Here is a 22,025-nt window from a genome sequence, read left to right on the forward strand (position 1 = left end):
ACTTGGTAAGTGCCACTCTCCAAATTTGAGAACAAGTACAAACCTTGGGCATTCGTTGTGTCAGTCGCTAAAACGGCGCTCGTCGTTGAGTTCAACAATTGAACAATTACACCCGCTACCGCTGGCTCGCCCGAATCTTGAACACCGTTGTTGTTTTGGTCTTTCCAAACATAGTCACCAATCGAACCTTTCGGAGAATACAAGCCCGCGTCAACCGTCGGGTTGTCTTTGGCCAAACCTGTTCCCAAGGCATTGATAGTCACGACTTGGCTCAAACCTGTCGTTGGGTTAAAGTCGCTGTCTTTGGTATCGTCACCGCCCAAGTCTTGTTGGCTGCTAATCACGCAACCCGCTGGTAAACTCGTCGTTACAATTTTCACTTGGTAAGTACCACTTTCCAAATTCGGGAATAAGTACAGACCTTGCGCATTCGTTGTGTCAGTTGCTAAAACGGCGTTGGTCGTTGCGTTCAACAATTGAACAATCACGCCCGCTACCGCTGGCTCGCCCGAATCTTGGACACCGTTGTTGTTTTGGTCTTTCCAAACGTAGTCCCCAATCGATCCGACAGCGGAGTTAATAAATCCAGCATCAAAAGTATGATTCGCTCCTGCATTTGGCGTTGTTTCACAAATAACAGGATAACCTTGGAGTGCGACAGGAGCCGTATTGGTAGCAATTGCAAAATCACTATCGTTTTGGTCGTTACCACCGTCGGTAGTACTGTTAAGTTTGGTCAGTTGATACCCTATTCCACCAATCGTCAATGAGCCAGTGGTGGTATTGAATTTACTATCTTCTTTCCCTATCACCACATAATATTGCGTATTAGGTTGTGGGCCTAACACATTGGGTTTGGCTGCACCTAAGGTATCTACCACGTTGGTGGCATCGAAATAATATTCTCCTAGCGCGTTGGTGGTATCTTTGGCAATAAAATTCCCCGCTTTGTCGTAAAGACTCACGACCACGTTGGCAATGCCAGGCTCATTGCAAGGGTCTTGCACTCCATCTTTATCGGTGTCTATCCACAAACGGTTGCCAATTTGTACGGGAGCTAAATCACAAAGTGCTTCCAAATCCCCTAACGCAATGGCTTTGCTAAAGAACGTAGTACTCATCATCACTGGAGTTACTTGGTATCGTCTGGCGCTATTACCGTTGGTATTGTTGAAATAGGTCACCCCTGATGAAACCACATTAAAAGGATCCAACACAGTTACGGCCAACTCATTGCGACCTGCGATAAATGCCATCCCGCCATAGCTAGTTTCTAAGTGGTCAGTTTGATAATTATCACCCGAATAAAACTCTCCGCCGCCAGGGCCTTGGTTGTTACCTACTCCTCCCGCTGAGGTATTAGTACCCACTTTACCATTACTTTCTAGGACGAAATTTCCTGCTTGTGCATCTGCTCTCAACACATCTCCCGCTATCGTAGAACGAATGGTAGAAGTGCCGTAGGTTTTATAATTTCTATCGCCTGTTTGGTGGCCAAAACGATCAAAAAAGCCCAAAACCATATCGCCATCTTCCAAAAACTCAATGTCTGACAATACTGGTTGAGGATATACCGTGAATTCAACTTCATTGAACGCTTTGTCAATCGCCCCCGTCCAAGCTTGCCATCTTTCAACGGGTTCTTGGCTGTAAGTACGCCCGTGTCGGTACGTAAGGGGTACTGTAAACACAGGGGTAAAAATAGAAGAACCATCGTCGGGCAATTCATAAACAATACTTTTGAGTTGGTCTTTGTCTTGGGTCAATTCGGCAGGGCAAGTCGTTCCTACGTACACCTTTCCTTTGTGGTACTTCAAGGCAAACGGATAGGCCCTATCTTCAAACTTCGCTCCTGCTACAGACCAAATTTTAATACCGCTTAAAATTGCGTTGGCATCGCCTCCTGGGTTGTCATTGATGGCAATATCCAAGCGGTCGTCGGTAACGGTGACGTTGCTGAATATTTGGGAAACACTCGCACTCGCCGCTATGGCTAAGGTTTGCGCCGTTCCTTCTACCCTGTTGGTCTGGTTTCTTGCCGTAGCATTATTACCAAAGTAAAGTTGGACATTATACGTACCATTCGGCACACTAATCAGGTACTGAAAACCTCCGCCATTTCGGAACGTCGAATACGCTGCTCCTGTACGTCCAGAATTAGCCGTTACTCCTCCCGCAAAAAACTCATCTCCTACGAATCCATTGATTAATGCGCCATTGACGTTCCCTCCTGCTTTGATGTACAAGGTATCATAGCTGCTACCACAGGCTTTGGGGATGTTGAAGGTCGTCAAAGCTCCTGGCGAGCCGTCGGTATTAATGGCTATTTTGTGCAATTGGCTACCTTTAGGATTCACCACCCAAAGTGCCGAGTTATCGTGCGAAATATCAATATCGCCCACGCCCACCTTACCAATCAGCGGGAAAGTAGTAGCATCATTACTAGGCGCAGTTGGCACTCCTAGTTGACGGGCGGCGTCATCACCAATTGTCCCAAAATCTAAATTATAAGGCGCTTTGGTCAAATCAGCCCAAACGCTGTTGGTCAAAGTCGCCGCATACGGATCTGAAGTTTGCCAAATAATACCTAAATCACCTTTGTTATCTCCATCCGTATCTTTTAATCCTGCGTGTCGTTTGAGGAATGAACCTGTAAACAACTGTTTTGTCTGGTTGTTGTAAGCAGTGCTCCACACCGAGCCAAACTCGCCTTTGTTGGATAGATATTGAGGGGTAGGCGTCGAGCCTGTGGTGTTATAGTTAAACTTCACCAAGACTTCTAAAGGTGTAGCTCCGTTGCCCGACGCTCCGTTGACAAAACAAGTAGTGGTCATCAAGGGACTTGCCTGACAATAATCGTGCAAGCTCGTCAATCCCAAATCCACCGTACAGTTAGGCGCAATCACAAACTGCACATCCGTACGGCCATCAACTCCATTATAAGTAGGGCGCGCCCAAGTAGGGAACGTAGAACGTACGAACTCAATCCTTACTGTATCGCTAGAGGCCGTCACGTTGGTAAGCGTATAGCGGCCACGGTAGTCAGTTACGGCAGAGTCAATCTTCACTCCCGCGCAGTTGAAGGCATATACTTTGACCCCCGCAAAGCCCAACGAGTCGGTCGTATTGAATACGCCATTGTTGTTAAAATCATTGAAAACAGTTCCGCCGATGGTATTGGTACAAGGCGGAGCTGGACACAATACCGTATTTACTTTGATGGTTGTATCTTTGAAACAAACGTTGTTTCCTTTAAACACCCTCACGGTAATGATATTGCCTGCCGTTTGATTGGTCAACGTAAACGACCCCGTAAATGCTGTTGCCGAAGCATAGGTCGTCGCTGTGCCTAACGCATACTTATCGCCACTAGCGGTGATTGTTACCGACGCATTATTCTGAACAGTGCCATTGGCGCAAGTAGCGTTTACCTGCGTAACAGCCGTGAATACAGGTTTGACGCAGGCAGGTATAAAACCAGCATCGAACGTGTGGTTTGCACCCGCACTTGGAGTAGCTTCGCAAATCACAGGAAAACCTTGCAACGCAACGGGCGCCGTATTTCCTGCTAGTTCAAAATCATTGTCGTTTTGGTCGTTACCGCTGTTTTGGGTACTGTTAGAAATCGTTAATTCGTATTTTTGGCCTGTACTCAACGTGAGTATGCCGTCGGTTCGGTTGAACTGCGCTCCCGTTCCAATCGTTTCTTTTCCAATAACTATGTAATATTGCGTGTTTGGTTGTGGCCCCAAGAAATTAGGCTTGGCCAAACCTACGGTATCCACCACGTTGGTGGCATCGAAATAATATTCTCCTAGCGCGTTGGTGGTATCTTTGGCAATGAAATTACCCGATTTATCGTAAAGGCTGACGACCACGTTGGCAATGCCAGGCTCGTTGCAAGGGTCTTGCACCCCGTCTTTGTCGGTATCTATCCACAAACGGTTGCCAATTTGAATAGGCTGTGGATTACACTGTAACTCCAAATCGCCTAAAGCATACCCCTTCCCAAAAGAAGCTGCACCACCTGAGTATATGGTATATTCTTTGTTAGACAATCCATTTATATTGCTTAACCATGCTGCTCCACCCGAATAAATCGTCGTATTTGGATCCATAACTGCCATTATCACTTCGCTGCGACCTGGAAGCAAAGCCAATGACCCCATACTTCGTTCATCGTGCGTACTTTGCCAAGTATCGCCAAAGTAAAATTCTTTACCACCACGTCCTTGGCCATTGGGAGCATAAGTCGAAGACGCATTGTAGTTTTGCTGGGCGGTTGTACCCCCTACAGTCAACGGCCCTACTTGTCCGTTGTTTTCAATTTCGTAGATGCCGTTGTTATTATAAGCACGCATCACATCTCCCCCTACCGTACCTTGTTCGCCAAATGTACCGTTGGGAAAGTTATTGGCTTCTCCCGTTTGGTGTCCCCAACGATCCAAGAATCCTAAAATCATGGAACCGTCCACATCAAATTCAATATCAGACAAAACAGGCTGTGGATACACATCGTTGGCACCGCAATCGTTGAAAACGGTATGTACGTCAGTCCAAGGATTCCAGTGGGTCGCCTTGTCTATAGAGGCAGCCGAAGTACAAAGAATGGACGAGGCATTACCACGGGCAAAATCTAATTTGAAATCAAGTACCTGCGAAAACGTACCAGTGGCAGGTGTAAATTCATAAACAACGGCTTTCATATCGCTACGCAGCAGTGAAGTAGAGGCATCACATACCCCACCTACATAGACTTTTCCACGGTAGGTTTTGGTTGCCCAAGGCCGCCACTCTCCACCCACACAACCTGGCGTGGGAATCAACCAGCTCGCTACGCTACCCGCCGTAGGGTTCGTTGTGGGTACACGGTAAAGTTTTTTGGTAGCTAAGTTAATGGTATAAAGGAATTGCTCATCCTCGGTAATGTCAATATCGCCAAGGCTCACTTTTCCAATTTGGGCAAAAGCAGTGGCGTCGGTATTTGGTGAACCTGCGGCTGTGTTTACACCACGGGTAGCGTTGTCGGCAATGCTGCCCGTGCTTTCGACAGTGTTCATGTCAAAAAACAACGTACCATTGAGCCCCGTAGCATCAGGATTGATTTGATAAATAGCCCCGCCTCCATTTGGCCCCATGGCCGCGTGCCGTTTGAGAAAGGCGGCGGCAAACAGGCGACTGGTAGATTTTTGGTAGGCAATCCCCCAAGTAGTACCAATCTGGTTGGTACTTGACAGTTGTTTTTTATTGGCATTTGCCCCAGCACTTGTTACATCATACGAGAAACGTATCAGCGCGTCGCCCGTCGCGGTAGTAGCGCCATTGACGTGACAAGGCACCAGCACAAACGGGTTGTTTTGGCAGTAATCGGTTGTTAAACCCAAGTCCACCGTACAATTAGGCGCAATCACAAATTGCACATCGGTGCGGCCATCGACTCCATTGTAGGTAGGCTTGGCCCAAGAAGGAAAAGTAGCACGGGCAAACTCAATGCGTACCGTGTCGTTGGCAGCAGTGACGTTGGTCAATGTGTAGCGGCCACGGTAATCAGTCACAGCGGAGTCAATCTTTACCCCTGCGCAGTTGAAGGCATAAACCTTAATGCCCGCAAAACCCAACGAATCGGTGGTATTGAATACGCCGTTGTTGTTAAAATCATTAAAAACTGTTCCGCCGATGGTGTTGGTACAAGGCGGAGCAGGACAGAGTTTTTGATTCACCAAAATGGTTGTATCGCGATAGCAAGCATCAGCCCCGTTGAAAATACGGAAAGTAAGAAACTTACCCGCTGTGAGGCTATTGGCGGTAAACGAACCTGTAAAAGTCGTTGCGGCAGCATAGAGCGTTGAAGTGCCAATGGCGTATTTATCGCCCGATGCAGTGATTGTTACCGAAGCGTTATTGTTCACAATCGTACCGTTGCAAGTAGCCGTTGTTTGGGCGATGCTCGAAATGATAGGTACGCAAGATTGATACCCGACATCAAAACTGTGATTAACAATCCCCAAATCTCCCGTTTTAAAAGGCACTTGGCCATCGGTTTGGGCATCAGAGTCAATCAAGTCGCTACTTCCTTGGTCTTTAGAAATAAGGAAAAACACCCCTGAACTCGTTGGAAATTTCAAGAGATAGCTGGTATTGGGTGCCAAACTAAGGCCGTATTTGGCCGAAGTTGAGTTGGTGCCCGTAGCCGAACTAAAATAGTATGTACCGTTGGCGTCTGTAACCACCGAGTCTATTTTTGCACCTGCAGAGGTACAAAGTATTACTTTAATACCTGCCAAACCAGGCTCGCCCGCATCCTGAATACCGTCGCCGTCTTTGTCGTCCCAAACGCGGTTACCGATTTCGATGGGCGCAAAACCTGCCGAAAGTTCTATGTCTCCCAAGCCATTTGCTTTCCCTGAAGTCCCCGTGTTACCCGAATCATATAATTGATAATCCGAAGAGGTGATTTTGCTCCCCAAAGTAGTCGAAATACGCCTTGTTCCCCCCGACCATACCACGATAGGATCCATGATCGTAGTTATAAATTCTCCCAGCCCTGGAAATGAGGCAAAAGCACCCATAGACGCTTCGGCGTGGATGCCATTGTCGCCAGTAAAAAACTCCCCAGAAGTAACAGGGGCAGTAGAAGAACCAGGCCCTTGCGAATTGTTGGCTCCTGAGGTTGTAATCACTTCCCCGTTAATGGTAGTAATACGGGCATTACTTTCGAGCGTATATGTGCCGTTGCAATCTACACCCGCAATGAGCAATTCGCCCCCGATGGTAGCATCTATAAGGGTGGCGTCATTGTTTTTAAGGAAACGGCGGTTCAGATAACCGAACTGATTACCATGACGATCCATGAAATTAAGCATCAAATCGCCACGGTCTGAAAAATCAATATTAGAAAGAATAGGTGAAGGACGCGAGCGCGTATCTACTGTATTGTATCCTGCCACGTTGGTCCAAGGATGCCATTGGTTTGAAGTCCCCCCATCTGCAAATCCCTTTCGATAGTTTAGCGGTGAAGAAAGAACGGGAGTCGTACTAAAGGCGGCAGTACCAAGTGTAGGATCATCCAAACGAAACACATACGCGTATAAATCAGTTGCACCGTTGATAGTATTTGAACCTCCATTCTCACCACTACACACGGCTCCCACATACACTTTATCGCGGTGAAACGTTACGGCAAAAGGTCGTAAAACTCCGTTGGTACACGATGTTGCGGGAAGTGGGTATGACTTTACATCAATCACTGACGTGGGATTAGCGGGGTCGTCAAGTTCTAATCTGAATAGTAAACGACTATACAGATTCATCACAAAAAGAAAACGTCCATCTTCACTAATTTCGATGTCGCCCAGGCCCAATTTGCCCGTCTGATCAAAAGCAGCGGGGTCGTAGGAGGGCGTATTAAGTGTTGTTGGAAGCACCCTATCTGAATTACTTCCTACTACCCCAAAACCCTCTGGTTGGCTGGTCAAGGCATCAGTAGCGCCTAAAAATGTAGCGGTAGTACCCGCCGCATTAATGTTAAAACTCGACCCTGCACCGTAGGCTACTGCTGTTGACGCTGCTCGGGTACGGTGGCCGTTGGCATCCATGTCATAAAACTCATTCACGGTAAAAGAGTTAGCAGTGGGGGTCAGCATATAAATACCTCCACTACCCAACTTACCCAATCCAATGTGTCGTTTCAGAAAAGCAGCAGTAAAAATCTTACCAGATTGTTTGCTGTAAGCCACCCCCCAAGTTGAGCCAATAATGGCTCCGTTTAATTTTCGGGTAGGGGCAGTAGCGCTACCACTGTTTGTATAAGGAAAACCCACAAACCAATCGCTTGCTCCACTGGCACTTCCCGACGGAAGCGGATCACCATTTAGATAGCAAGGGACATATACATTGACACCAGCCGTGCTCGCATAATAGTCATTAGGGTCATAAATGGCAAAATTGACGTTAGTACTGTTGCCTTTCGCAAATTGTATTGAGCTCCCATAGCCACTGCCACCCAGCGCAGGGCGATCGAAGGTGGTATCGACACAAATACCACTATTAGCAATCACAAACTCCACGCGAACATCGTCTGTACCGCATCCTGTTACGTTGTAATTAGGCACCGTATTTCCTAACGTGGTAGTTGTTCCACAAAGCACGCCCGAACCCGAACTGGTATTGTACACATTTACAATGACTCCCGGTACAAGCGGCTCGTTGGTGTCACGCGTGCCATTTCCATTGAAATCTCTAAATACTGTTCCTCTTACCTGAGCAAACCCTTGAAGGCAGAAAAAAAATAGACCAAAAGCAAAGAAGAATGATACTTTTAAGCGATAAGAAATATAAGATACTTTCATAATGAAAATACGATTAGGGTGCAGACTGCAGAAATTTGAGTTCTCAAATAGGCAGAAACAATTAGTGTGCCAACCCTTAGGGATATACAAATATTTCTTTTTGGGACACAGAAGAAAAACAATGAGCTCAAAACCCAAAGTATGCGCCTAAAAAACCTTAAAAGAAGAGAATAGAAAAAAAACGATAAAATATTAAAAATCAGTTATTTACCCTATAAAAACAACAATACAGAAGAGAATTTTTATACCAAATAACAACAAGCATTCTACCCTAACAATTAGGCATAAAATAATTACAATTCAGGATATTTCACCACAAAAAGCTAGCCAATTGGGTTAGTACTACTCATTCCCACTATAACTTCGGTCATTAGCGACGAACGAGCACGCCCGCGAAATGTACCCGATAAGGGAGCGATAGACTGGGGCTCTCCCGACGCTGCCAAATACACGTGATTGTTCCCAACGGCTTGTCCTTCAGTAGGGTCAAAACCACGCCATCCTGCCCCAGGTAAATACACTTCTGCCCAAGCATGTAAATCATTCTCTTGCAATATATTACCGTACAGATACCCACTTACAAAACGCGCCGCCAAGCCGATACTTCGGCAGCAGGCTACAAACAGTTGAGCAAAATCCCGACAAGAGCCTTTTCGGCCAATCAAGGTGTGTTCGGGCGACATAGGAGCACCTACTTCGCGGCGTTCATAAACATAGTCTTGGGCAATGGTTCGACAAAGCGTGGTCAAAAAAGGAACGGTCATCCACCGCACTGAAGCAGCCGTATGACGGGCATACTGTTCGACATACGTAGTTACTCCTTCTCGTACGAGATACGGTTGCAAATATTTTTTTAGGGAAGCAGAATAATGAAACGGCAGGCGCTCGGTTTCAAACGGAAATAAAACAAATCCGAAGGGATTAAAGGCATTGGAAACCAAGGTCATTTCCACCGAAATCGACAATCGGTCGGTCATTTCTCGGAAATAAGCGATTTGTTGGTGATTTCCCTCCGCGTCAACATTTTGTACCAGCATACTGGGCGTGGGTTCTATCACCATCGAATACCCAAATAGGCGCTGATGTGGAGAGGCTTTCGGTTGCAGATAAATGGTATGAGCGTCGAGGCTAACGGCTTCGGAATACGAATAAGAGAGTTTATGCAAAACGTGTATATTCATAACAATGTACCCTGAGTTGAAAAGGCATATATATAAATAAAAAAAAAGGTGGAGATTTACTCCACCTTTTTATACTTTATCTCGAACTTTATCAAGTATCGGGTCCATCCAATCGTTTGGCAAACGCTGGACAGAATTTTGGAGCAACATACTCCATTGCAGCGACAAATGCGCTAAATCATCTTTTTGAAAGCGGTGTTCGGTCAGGTGGAAACTTCCTTCTTCATACATAACCACATCAATGGGATAATCAACGTCGTTGGCACTTACCCGCGTTGAATCAAAAGACAAAAACCCGACTTTCAGCGCATCCATCAAAGAGGAATCATACTTTAAACTCCTGAACAACAGCGGCTTTCCGTAATTAGAATTGCCAATGACAAAAAACGGCGACGTTTCTCCCACCTCTACCCAGTTGCCTTCAGGATAAAGCAGGTAGAGTTTGTGTTCGTCGTCGTCTTCCAATTGCCCCCCTACGATGGCGTGCAAATTGAAACGAAGTCCAGCGGCATCCAGCGCTTCTTTGTCTTCTCGTGCCACTCGCCTTACTTGTTGGCCAAAGGCATTGACGGCCTTATACAATTTGTTAAAACTCCCATCTTCTTCTTCCAACACTTCTCGAAAATACGTCACGGCTTTGTCACGCACCGAGCGTAGCCCCGATGTCATGATAAACAACGAATGATTTTCGAGCTGATGGACCGAAATTTTTTTGTTGGTACTCACTTCAGTACCCGACGTGAGGCGGGTATCGGCGATGGCTACCAGCCCAGAGGCGACTTTAATGCCAAGACAATAGGTCATTGTAAAAACTTAGGATTGAGATTGGTACTGAAACGCTTCGACAGGTTTGATGTCGAAATACGTTTCAAAAATTGCTTTACTTACCTCATTTCCGCGAATTTGGAATTGGTCGAGGTATTGGTGCAAACCTGTTTCAAAAATATCTTCAATGTCGGTATATTCGATTTCGGAGCGAAGTTTACCCATTTTTTTCTCCGCTTGGTTACTAAAACGGTTGGATGTAGGTGTGCCCGAAATTTCGTACAAAGATAGTTCAGCCTGACGAATACAGTGGGCCATAGCACGGGGGAAGAGTTTATCAAGAATCAAAAACTCAGCGATGTGCTTTGGCGTAAGCACCTGATTCTGTTGACGATACATATTATAGGCACTTACCGACTTCAACACTGCCGTCCAAAGCACCAGTTCGAGTGTACTTCCTGTCACGTCCGAGTCGGGCATGAGGGTAAAATACGATACATCCAAGAAACGCGACGTTTTATCGGCACGTTCCATAAAACGCCCCAAACGCCCAAAATGCCATGCTTCATTGCGCGTGATGGTCGCATCCACGATGCCGTAAAACAGCTGTGTTCCGTTCCGTACTTCCGAATAAAAGTCCTGCATGTGGTTTAAATCCCACTCTTCTTTGGGTTGCACAGTGCGCAGCCACAAATAAAGCTGGTTTAGGTTTTCCCACATTTCCTTCGAAATACTTTCCCGAATCGTCCGCCCATTTTCCCGTGCGGCCGAAATACAGGTATAAATCGAGTTCGGATTCCGCTTGTCGAACGTCATGAAATTAATCACGTTTTCGCGCGTGGGCTCATCGTAATGCTGGTAAAACAAGTAGTTATCGGCAGTAGCAATCAGCAGTGGCTCCCATTGTTCGCTGACACTGGGAGGCAAGTCAAATGCCAAATTGAAATTTACTCCGATGAAACGAGCATAGTTTTCAGCTCGCTCTATATAGCGATTCATCCAGTAAATGGAATCTGCAACGCGGCTTAACATTGCCATACTATTAAGGTGGGGGTTGGTGAATGACAATCGCTAAACTACTGTAATAATCCGAAATGGCCAAATTTTTTACTGTATGTCTCTCTGTAAACTACTTTACCGAAAATTTATATACTGTTTTGGTATAATATTCTTCGCCAGGGCGTAAAACAACGCTTGGGAATTGGGGCTGATTGGGAGAATCAGGATAATGTTGGGTTTCAAAACAAAAACCAATACGCTTCCGATAGGTAATGTTATTTTTACCTGTGATGTTATTGCTCAAAAAATTACCTGTATAAAACTGAATCCCTGGCTCAGTTGTAAACACTTCCATAAAACGCCCCGACGTAGGTTCGTAGGCCGTTGCGGTTGGGCGCAAGGTCTTTGGTTCTCCATTGACTACCCAACAATGGTCATATCCCCCAGCTACTTTGATTTGGTCATCCTCGGGGTCGTTGATTCGCTCCCCTACTACGTGTGGTTGAAGAAAATCAAATGGCGTCCCTTTCACCGCCCGAAGTTCACCCGTCGGAATCAAGTTTTTGTTGACTGGCACCAAATAGTCGGCATTGATCGTCACGATGTGGTCGAGTACGTCTGCTTTTGCCCCAGTAAAGTTGAAATAAGTATGATTTGTCAAGTTGACGATGGTCGTTTTGTCGGTCGTGCTGCGGTATTCAATTTCTAGGGCATTGTCGTCGGTCAAACGGTACGTCACTTCCGTAGAAAGCGTCCCAGGAAAACCTTCTTCCCCGTCGGGACTCACGTACGACAGTTTCAGGGCATTTTCCGCTTCTATCACTTCCGCCTTCCAAATTTTTTTATCAAAACCTTTTTTTCCACCGTGAATGCTATTGACGCCGCTGTTGACAGCCAATGGATATTCTTTTCCTTCCAGCGTAAATTTAGCATCGGCGATTCGGTTTCCGTAGCGACCGATTAGGGCGCCAAAATAAGGCGAAGCTTTCAAGTAGCCATCCAAATGGTCATAGCCTAGCACCACATCTTCCTTTACGCCATTTTTGTCGGGCACTAACAAATGAGAAATAATTCCACCATAATTAGAGATACGTACCTCTACCCCAGCTGCGCTCCGCAAGGTAAATAAGTCGGCCGTTTGGCCATCAGGCAATTGCCCAAAAGTTGTTTTTGTGATTGTGTTCATCTTTTTGTTAGCCGTCTTTTTTGTCGATTTTTGAGCGAAGCTACTCACACAAGCTCCCACACTTATCAGACATATCATTGTCAAATTAAATACAAACTGTCGCATAAAAATAGAAATTGGTAAGGTAAAACAACGTTTTCTTTTTTTCAAAGCATGAATCTTTCCAATTCTCTCCTTTATATAAACAAAAAAAAACAGGGACACTTTAGCAAAGCATCCCTGTTCATTCAAACATTTCACTCTGTTATTAATCTACTTTCACCACTTTCAGCGTGGCCTGTTTGTCTCCCGCATTTACCTGCAAGAAATACATTCCCGTTGGCAATTCACTTACCCCAAACTCTTCTTGGTGAGTGTTGGTTTCGGGAACAAATTGACGACTCAAAACGCTACGACCCGAAGCGTCAGTTAAGGTAGTTTCTACTACTTGACCCTTGCTGTCTTGCACTTGGAGACGGAGGGTGCTGGTGACTGGGTTGGGGAGGATAGCCAGCCCCTTAGCCCCCAATGGGGGAACATTTGTCGCTTGCCCTTCGCCATTTGCTGTGCCACGGCCCGACCCTTGCACACTGCCCTCCGCTGTTCTCGCTGCGCCTACCCCTACTCCATCCTTCGACTGGATTCTGAACCAGTATTCTTGATAAGCCAACACATTCCCCTGTGCCTTACGCGTCGATGGATAAATACTGCCCCAACCTTTCATGTCCCAATAACGTACGCCTAGCTTATATAACCCCTTCGGCAAACCTGCATCATACACGTTTCCACCTGCGCCGTTGGCTTGGTAAAATCCGTACGAAGGATGGTTCTGGGCGTACAATTCCGCCCAGCCATCGCGGTTAGCATACATAAAGTAGGGCATATTGTTCTCGTGCGTGTTGAACGACTGCGGTACGCCCGTCTCAGGCGTCACCAACATGTCAAACGTCAACGAACCGCCCGTTCCCAACGCACACGCATCCACATGCACCGTCCAGTAACGAGGCGCTATCTTGTTGAGGTTTTCACTGTAATATAATGTCGGGTTCGATTGGCTACTTTGATCCAAAATCGGTCCTCCGTCGGGGGTCACAAACTGACTCGCCCAAGCCGCACGGTCGTTGCTTTTCACCGCCGATTGACTCTGACCAATGTTAATAATCGTCAACTCAAACGCTTTCCAACGTACCGTTTTAGCCGCACTCTGCGCGCTCTGACAACCGTTGCCAAACACGCAACGGGCCATGTATGACTGCGTCGTAATGTTATTGAAGGACACCTTGAAACTACTTTCACTCACCCCTGTATTCCACAACACCGTTGACCCCACTGGACAACTCGTCGATACCGTCACTTCTTGGCCCGTACACACCAACTCACTACTCACCATCACAACGGGAGCTTCGTTGACGGCTAAAACCGTATAGGTCACCGTGTTGCTGTTGCCACTTTGACAACCCACCTCGTTTTGACAACGGGCGTAGTACGAAGTCGTCTCCGTAGGGGTGGTGGCAGGCAAACTCGGCAAGGCCACGTTGGTCGCCGCGTTGTACCAAACCGTTACAAAACCCGCTGCACAAGTCGTAGTCCCTGAGAAATTCGTCGGAGTACCACAACCACTACTGACGTTCAAACTTACCACGGGAGCTACCGAAATAACACTGATTTTCAACTTCATCACTCCCGAGTCCGTCTCCACGCACGAAGGCGTACCGTCCAATTTCTGGCAGCGAACGCGGTAATTGTGAAACTGTCCATCAACGATTTGACTCGGCACGGTTGGCAAGTAATCTCCCCCATCCACCGAATACAGCAATCGTTCGCCTGCTCCACATGTCGCACTAAACGTCAAACCTGTCCCCGATTGGTCACAAATCGACTTTTCTGCTCCTGCTCCTACCGTTGTGCCATCCGCAGTCATCGACACGTTTTGCGGAACCGACGCGCGATAATTAATCGTCAATTCAATCGGACTGGTGTATGTATTTGGGCAAGTCGCATCGCAAGCTGCTTGATAGCGGTGGGGTTGGTTATTGGATAATTGGGAAACTGGAGCATCTGATGACCAAGCGCTCCATGCCCCACTACCCACTTGTACCCGCCATACGGGAGAACCTACCACACACAAACCCGAAACATCAAACTGCAAACTGTTGACTGGATTACCGTCTGTGTCGCAGAAGGTTTGAGAATTGCCTTCATTGAGAGCTTGTTGAAGCGTTGTCAACGTAATCACTGGCTTGGTCAATACATTCACCGTCACGCTGCCATTTTGAGTTTGGCTACAACCGTTGCCGTCTTGCACACTTACCAAGGAATACACAAATACCCCAGCCACGTTGGTAGCCTGCGGTAGGTTGGCCGTGGCGCTACTGCTGTTGAGGATTTGCGTAGCTCCGTTGTTGATTTTGTAACTGAAAATGTACGGGGCAGGGCCTATCGTCGCCGTAAAGCTCAACAAAACGGGTGTGTTGTCTTTACAAACCGTGGCATTGCCCGAAATACTCGCCTGCGGTAGGGAGAAAGTGTTGATGGTGGCATTGCCCGTCATGGTGGTGCTGCAAAGCGTCGCGGAGTGGATAGCCATCACCGTGTACGTTCCCGTAGCGGTCTGATTGCCAAAGGAAATGGCACCGCCGCTACCAGCCACGGGTCCACCCACATTGTTGCTGCCGAGTTTGAGTTGGTAGTTTACGTCGGTTTGGCTGCTGCTCAAACCCACCGCCACACCCGTTCCGCCCGTGCAAAAACTCCCCCCGCCCGTCACACTAAAGGCCGTGGGGGCCATGGGGTCGGTGAGCGTCACAGCCCCTGACGTTGTAACATCACAACCGCCATGCACGATTTTGAAATCGCTATAACTACCCGCCCCGATAGAGAAAAGATTAAATGCTCCGCTAGCTACATTGACACTGGCCGTAGCCGCTGTACCGTCTTTTTTGTAAGTAATGATGTAAGTACCTGTTGGCAATGAGGTGGTAAAAGGGATACTGCCTGTACCGTTGCAAGTAGAAGGTTGCGTAGGACTGCCTGCCGTTATGTTAAAGCTGGGGGCGGCTATCGAAGCCGTGGCCGTAGCACTCTCGCAATTATTGAGCGTTACTTTGATATTGGTGTATGAACCCACTCCCACGTTTGAAATCGTCAACACACCCGAGGCATTGCTATTGAGAGTTTGTACCACTGCCGTTCCTCCGTCTTTTTGATAACTCACCGAGTAAGACGTACTATTAGCCAAGTCATTGAGTGGCAAATTGCCATCGGTGGCGTTGCAAGTAGTAGGTTTTACGGCCGTACCTACCGTAAACGTGGGCTTGGCTGGGTCTGCGAGTGTTGTGCTACCTGTAGCCGTAACAGCTCCAATGGCAAAATCTGAGTAGTCGCCTGACCCTAAGCCTGTTAGCTCAAAGGCATTACTCGCTATGGTTACGTTGGCAGTAGTGGCCACACCATCCTTTTTGTAAGAAAGTGTTTGGCTACCTGCCGTAATACTAGACGTAGTAAAGGCAATTTTACCATCGCTACCGCTACAAGTAGTAGGGTTAGTGGCTGTGCCGATGGTGAGAGTTGGACACCACTTCCCAGCATCGGTTATAGTCCAGCCCATAGTGCTTGTTAGTGTAGTACGGTCGGTTTCGGCGGCACAGTAGTTAAGCCCAGCTGCTCCCATCGTTCTGCCCGTTATACCACTGTTTCTGAAAGCCGTGAGCGTAGCATCATAATTGGTAACACTTAGGGCAGTATTATTCAAGACGTTCATTAAATCTACATTGGGATTGAGTGTAAAACTTGCTAGGCTCTGATTGAAAGTAGTACAGCCATTAAACATATTCCTCATACCAGTTACTTTCGCCGTATTGAAACTATTGGGCAAAGCTTGGTTATAGGAAGTACAACCATTAAACATAAAACGCATATCGATTACCGCCGACGTATTGAAATTAGTGGGCAGGGCTTGGTTATAGGAACGACAACCATGAAACATACTAAGCATAGTTACTACATTGGTTGTATTAAAACCAATGGGCAAGGCTTTGTTATAAGAATCACAATCATAAAACATAAAACTCATATCGGTTACCGCCGACGTATTGATGCTAGCGGGCAAGGCTTGGTTATAGGCAGTACAGCTATGGAACATACCACTCATATTGGTTACATTGCTTGTATTAAAACCAATGGGCAAGGCTTGGTTAAAAATACTACAATAACCAAACATATAACTCATATCGGTTACCGCCGACGTATTGGGTACATCGGTAGCAGTAAGAGTCATGTTGAAGCAACCGTAAAAAGCAGTAACCATATTTGCCCAAGCCGTTGTACCCCATTGTTTTATTTCTATTAAGCGAACTCTGTCTGTAGCCCCATTGATATTGATTTGGTTAAAATTGGTAGGGCTGATGCTGAGGTCAATCTTTCCGCCAGCGGGTAAGCCCGTAATGGTGGCGGTGCTGCCACTAAACGTACCCGAGCCTGTGGCAGTACCGCCTACCTCTGCCCAAGTGTAGCTGACCGTACCCGTAGTGCCTACACCAAAACTGATTTGGGTAAGCCCCGAGCCAGAAGGTTTTGACAAATCCCAACGAGTGATAAAAGGGCTTTGTGCTAATACATTTTGGCTTATCATCAAAGCCGTGAGGAGGTAAATGAGTCTTTTCAATGTAGTAATTTTAAAATTTGACATTCCCCTTAGATAAAATCTCAATTATTTTCTATGGAAATCTTAAACCTTTTTTTTACAAAATTATCTTTGAAACATACCATCGACAATCGTTGATTCTAATGATTTTTGATTAATATTGGCGAAGAAACTCATTGAGTTCAATGAGTTTCTTCGCCAATAAATTATACCTACAATTAATGAAAGCATTTATTAGGCTTTTTTCAGGGATAACAATTTCAATATTTTTACTTTTGGCGTTTACGATAAATTCTTTTTCCCAGAAAAAGAATTTACACCAAAGTTCAAATGAAATTAGTGAATTGCCGATGCAATATTTATCGGCAGCCGAAGGGCTATCTCAGGGCATGATAAATGATATTGTTATCGACCAATTTGGCTACCTTTACGTGGCTACTAAAGAAGGATTAAATCGATTTGACGGCGTTTCTTTTAAAGTATATAGGCATTCACTAAAAGACCCCAATTCACTTGCCGATAATTATGTAACTTCCTTATTTGTTGATGAAAACAATCACATTTGGACAGGCACTTACAACAACGGTTTAGATTGTTTTGACCCAAGCACTGAAACTTTTACTCATTTTAATCTTAATGAATTAAATGCAAAAGGATCAGGTTTACATAATATTATTTCGATACAAAGTGCAGGCAATGGTCGAATAATAGTATTGATTGGTAATGATTTAAAAGTAATAGAAAAAAACACCACCAAAAAAAGCTTTCTTATTAAAGAAATTGAAGAATTGTACCCTAAGTTTAACGATACTTTCCAAGAAAATCTTCAGAATAAAAGTATCATTTGTCAGAGAAACGGGACGATTTGGATAAAATACGGAACAAATATTTTTCGATACTCATCAAAAGGCTTAGAACCCATTTTAACAGACAAACCTCTACAAAATGGTTATTTATCAACAGAAGTATTGTGGGAAAACCCTTATACAAAACAAATATGTTTGATTTCAGAAAATAGGATTTTACAATTTGATAATGCTACAAATAAATTCTTAACTTGGCTTGTGTTGCCGCCACCTTATACATTTACAAAATTGGTATTTGCCGACCATGAAGGGGGTATTTGGTCTAGATACAATAACAAATATTTTCTAAGTATAAACACAAAAACTGCTTCATTTGAATTGATTGAACTATCAGCAACCAGCTTGAATGGGAATCCAATCATGATGACTGCAAAAGTGGACAATCAAGGAAACATTTGGTTGGGGTCTAATGGCTGGGGTTTATTTAAAATATCGCCAACATCTATTTATTTAAAAAAAGCAAAAAATTACCATAGAAAAAAATATCAATTTGCGTGGCCGTTTCGCACGTCAAAAAATGGGCTTAATGCAGTATATGACCCCATAAAAATTTCAGACTGGATTGAAAAAATTGAGCATACAGACCTATATAAAAAAGGATTTAGAAGTGATGTGCATAAAGAATATTTTGCGGTGGATGGTGAAGGCAATTATTGGTTTGAGATGCTTAATATCAAAAATAATACTGCATCAGTAATAAAAATGAGCTGTCATTCTGAAAAATATGAGATAGTAAAAGAAAGAAAAGTAATTTCTACTTCAGATAAAGAATTTAGAGGGTTTCAACCGATTTTTTCAGATAGAAAAAATCGTATTTGGGTGGCAGAATATACCAGAAAAGATACAGTTAAAATATATTTATTTGAGCATGGTGGTAGTGCTACTAAGGAATTTATCTTGCCAATTCTACAGAAATCACCTGCTGAACAAAGGATTATTAGTGATTGGGTTGAAGACCAAGACGGTATAATTTGGTTGGCAACTACGATGGGTTTATTTGCGCTCTCGCCCGAAACAGGGCAATGGAAAGTGTATCAAGAAGGCCGAGAAAAAGGTAAGTCGCTGTCATTGGATAAATTACTAAGCGTATGCTTAGACCCAAATCAACCACAAAAATACATTTGGATTGGCACAGAAGGTGGTGGCCTAAATCGTCTTGATAAATCAACCAATAGCATTACTATATATACTATTGAAAATGGCTTGCCAAATAATGTAATATATTCTATACAAACTGATAAACATAAAAATTTGTGGCTCAGTACGAATATTGGACTTTGCCTTTTTAATCCCCTCACTTTGAAATGTAGAAATTTCGATAAATCACATGGATTAGAAGGCAATGAATTTAATCGTTATATGTTTAGTAAATCATCTACTGGAGAAATTTATCTTGGCGGAGTAGGGTTTAACGTGAGTTTTAATCCTGAAGAATTTTATAAAAAAACAACACCCGCTAAAATTGTCATCAACTCTCTAAAAATCCTGAATAAGGAAATAACTATTGAGAATCAGGCTTCTCAAAAAGTACCAATTATTACAAAAGCTATTGAAGATACTCAGAAACTCACATTAAATCACAACCAAAGCATGGTCAGTTTTAACTTTGCTTTGTTAGACCTTAAAAATCCTGCTTCTAACTATTATAGGTATAAGTTGGTAGGTTTATACAACGATTGGGTAGATAATGGTAAAAAAAGCGATGCAACCTTCACTAATCTTGAACCAAGAACCTATATTTTTATGGTATCAGGACAGAACGGTGATGGCGTATGGAGCAATCCAGCACAAATGGAATTAGTAATAGAACCCGCATGGTGGCAAACGTGGTGGTTTAAGGCTATGCTTGCTATGATTTTTATCTATTTACTTTATGAGTTTTTTCAATATAGAATTTCAAAAGCAGTTGAAATGGAAAAACTTCGTAATCGCATCGCCCAAGATTTACATGATGAAATCGGCTCTACACTCAGCAGCGTAAGCATTTATAGCTCGGCACTATCAAAGTCATTGAAGAATCTCCCAGAAAAACAATCAGAAATCATTGATAAAATATCTGACAGTACTATCAAAATGATGGAAACAATGAACGATATTGTTTGGAGTGTAAACCCAGCTAATGATTCATTTGAAAATCTAATAAATAGGATGAGAGCCTATGCTTCGTCGGTAACGGAGGCGGCGGATATAAAACTTAATTTTGAAAACAAGTTAGATAATGACAAGATTCACCTAAGCATGTTGCAGCGAAAAAACCTATACCTTATTTTTAAGGAAGCTGTCAACAACGCATTAAAACATTCTAATTGCACCCATTTAAGTATAAAATTGTCTATGAAAAGTAAAAAATTATCACTTTTAGTAAGTGATAATGGCAAAGGCATGGTAAATGAAAATAATTTTGAGTCAAGAATGAGCGGTAACGGCATAGCGAATATGCACTCACGGTCGAAGGAATCCGATGGTACTATTAGCATTATTTCAAGCGTAGAAGGTGGTACAGCCGTTCAGTTTAATTTAGATTTATAATATACTTTAGGGGCAAAAATCATTAGAACCAATGATTTTTAGAGTGGGCTAATTGCTTTACTTTTGTTTTATGAAATACAGAATAGTAATTTTTGATGATAATAAAAGCCGTCGAGATAGCTTACGAACATTAATCTCAATGATTGATGATATGGAATGTGTGGGTGAATTTGAAGACTGCCGAATGGTCTTAGATAAAATCGCCCTTAGTCAGCCCGATTTAGTGTTGATGGATATTGATATGCCTTATGTAAACGGAATTGAAGGTCTGAAATTGATAAGAACTGAATATCCTACGCTTAAAATCATCATGCAGACTGTTTTTGAGGACAATGATAAGGTATTTAGTGCCATTTGTGCAGGTGCAGACGGTTATATACTCAAACAGACAGCACCAAATAAATTATTAGATGGTATGCGTGAAGTAATGGAAGGTGGAGTTCCGATGAGTCCTGTAATTGCAAAAAAAGTTCTATCGCTTATAAAAATACAAGACAAGATTTTTCATAGTCCAGACTTTAAACTTACGAAAAGAGAGCTTGAAATTTTAAAATTTTTGGCAATGGGGTACAGTTATAAAATGATAGCCGAGGCATGTTTTATTTCGTATGCTACTGTAAATACTCATATCACTAATATTTATACTAAACTCAAAGTTGAATCAGTCGGCGGGGCGGTCTCAATTGCAATCAATAAAGGACTGATAAAAATGGATTAAGTGCAAACCGCTTTACTGCACTTTAATCACCTTCAAGGTCACCTGCTTATCGCCTGCATTTACTTGCAAGAAATACATTCCCGCAGGCAGCTCCCCTACCCCAAATTCTTCTTGGTGGCTATTCGTCTCAGGCACAAAAGTCCGCCCTAGCACCCGACGACCCGAAGCATCTGTCAGCGATGTCTGTACTTCTTGCCCCTTGCTGCCTTGTACCTGCAAACGAAGTACACTCGTCACTGGATTAGGCATCACCCGTGCAAAAGAAGACAACTCTCCGCTAACCCCTAACTGCTGACCGCCGTTTGCTGTTCTCGCTGCGCCTGTGCCTACTCCATCCTTCGACTGGATTCTGAACCAGTATTCTTGATAAGCCAACACATTCCCCTGTGCCTTCCGCGTCGATGGATAAATACTGCCCCAACCTTTCATATCCCAATAACGAATACCTAATTTGTACAAACCCTTAGGCAAACCTGCATCATACACGTTGCCACCTGCGCCGTTGTCTTGGTAAAAGCCGTAGGCGGGATGGTTTTGGGCGTACAATTCCGTCCAGCCGTCACGGTTAGCGTACATAAAGTAAGGAGCATTATTTTCGTGCGTATTGAACGAACGTAGCACGCCCATTTCAGGCGTCGCCAACATGTCGAACGTCAACGAGCCATTTGTCCCCAAACCACACACATCAGCGTTGATTGTCCAGTAGCGGGGTGCTACTTTGTTGGCATTTTCTACAAAATATAAAGTCGGGTTTTGCTGCGTGCTTTGTCCCAATTCTGGCCCACCGTCACGCGTAATGAAATGACTACTCC

The 22,025-nt window shown here is 44.4% G+C and carries 9 protein-coding genes; 2 read left to right on the forward strand and 7 right to left on the reverse strand.

Going from position 1 to position 22,025, the window contains the following annotated elements; genetic code table 11:
* From K339_RS35400 to K339_RS36395, 6 genes are all read right to left on the reverse strand, one after another.
* On the reverse strand, nt 1-8,348 hold an 8,348-nt coding region (locus K339_RS35400), incomplete at its 3' end, for an SdrD B-like domain-containing protein (protein ID WP_037302332.1).
* A gap of 323 nt (nt 8,349-8,671) precedes the next feature.
* Complete coding sequence (locus tag K339_RS0130500; RefSeq protein WP_028526976.1) at nt 8,672-9,529, reverse strand: transglutaminase family protein; 858 nt, start codon at nt 9,527-9,529, stop codon at nt 8,672-8,674.
* Between the two features lie 69 nt (nt 9,530-9,598).
* Complete coding sequence (locus tag K339_RS0130505) at nt 9,599-10,333, reverse strand: proteasome-type protease (RefSeq protein WP_028526977.1); 735 nt, start codon at nt 10,331-10,333, stop codon at nt 9,599-9,601.
* Between the two features lie 9 nt (nt 10,334-10,342).
* Entirely contained in the window at nt 10,343-11,326 is a 984-nt protein-coding gene (locus tag K339_RS0130510) for an alpha-E domain-containing protein (protein ID WP_028526978.1), read from the reverse strand.
* A 97-nt stretch (nt 11,327-11,423) separates the two neighbouring features.
* On the reverse strand, nt 11,424-12,584 hold the full coding sequence (locus K339_RS0130515) for an aldose epimerase family protein (RefSeq protein WP_028526979.1): 1,161 nt from the start codon (nt 12,582-12,584) through the stop codon (nt 11,424-11,426).
* 142 nt (nt 12,585-12,726) lie between these two features.
* Complete coding sequence (locus tag K339_RS36395) at nt 12,727-17,121, reverse strand: BspA family leucine-rich repeat surface protein (protein WP_169731916.1); 4,395 nt, start codon at nt 17,119-17,121, stop codon at nt 12,727-12,729.
* A gap of 200 nt (nt 17,122-17,321) precedes the next feature.
* On the opposite strand from K339_RS36395, the gene K339_RS0130525 reads away from it, so the two are divergent.
* Nucleotides 17,322-20,495 carry a ligand-binding sensor domain-containing protein gene (locus K339_RS0130525; protein ID WP_169731917.1) on the forward strand — a complete coding sequence of 1,058 codons (3,174 nt, stop codon included), beginning with the start codon at nt 17,322-17,324 and terminating at the stop codon, nt 20,493-20,495.
* 70 nt (nt 20,496-20,565) lie between these two features.
* A complete protein-coding gene (locus K339_RS0130530) occupies nt 20,566-21,213 on the forward strand; it encodes a response regulator (RefSeq protein WP_028526981.1) in 648 nt (215 codons plus the stop codon).
* A 12-nt stretch (nt 21,214-21,225) separates the two neighbouring features.
* Here the strand turns inward: K339_RS0130530 and K339_RS0130535 are convergent.
* Nucleotides 21,226-22,025 (reverse strand): T9SS type A sorting domain-containing protein (locus K339_RS0130535; RefSeq protein ID WP_211243863.1); only part of this gene is annotated, 800 nt, incomplete at its 5' end.

It is taken from the genome of Runella limosa DSM 17973 (assembly GCF_000482465.1).
Taxonomy (GTDB): domain Bacteria; phylum Bacteroidota; class Bacteroidia; order Cytophagales; family Spirosomataceae; genus Runella; species Runella limosa.

Bases quoted from the DNA above. Each gene is read 5' to 3' on its own strand.
- K339_RS0130500 (WP_028526976.1), bottom strand. From the start codon at position 9,529: ATGAATATACACGTTTTGCATAAACTCTCTTATTCGTATTCCGAAGCC.
- K339_RS0130505 (WP_028526977.1), bottom strand. From the start codon at position 10,333: ATGACCTATTGTCTTGGCATTAAAGTCGCCTCTGGGCTGGTAGCCATC.
- K339_RS0130510 (WP_028526978.1), bottom strand. From the start codon at position 11,326: ATGTTAAGCCGCGTTGCAGATTCCATTTACTGGATGAATCGCTATATA.
- K339_RS0130515 (WP_028526979.1), bottom strand. From the start codon at position 12,584: ATGCGACAGTTTGTATTTAATTTGACAATGATATGTCTGATAAGTGTG.
- K339_RS0130525 (WP_169731917.1), top strand. From the start codon at position 17,322: ATGAAAGCATTTATTAGGCTTTTTTCAGGGATAACAATTTCAATATTT.
- K339_RS0130530 (WP_028526981.1), top strand. From the start codon at position 20,566: ATGAAATACAGAATAGTAATTTTTGATGATAATAAAAGCCGTCGAGAT.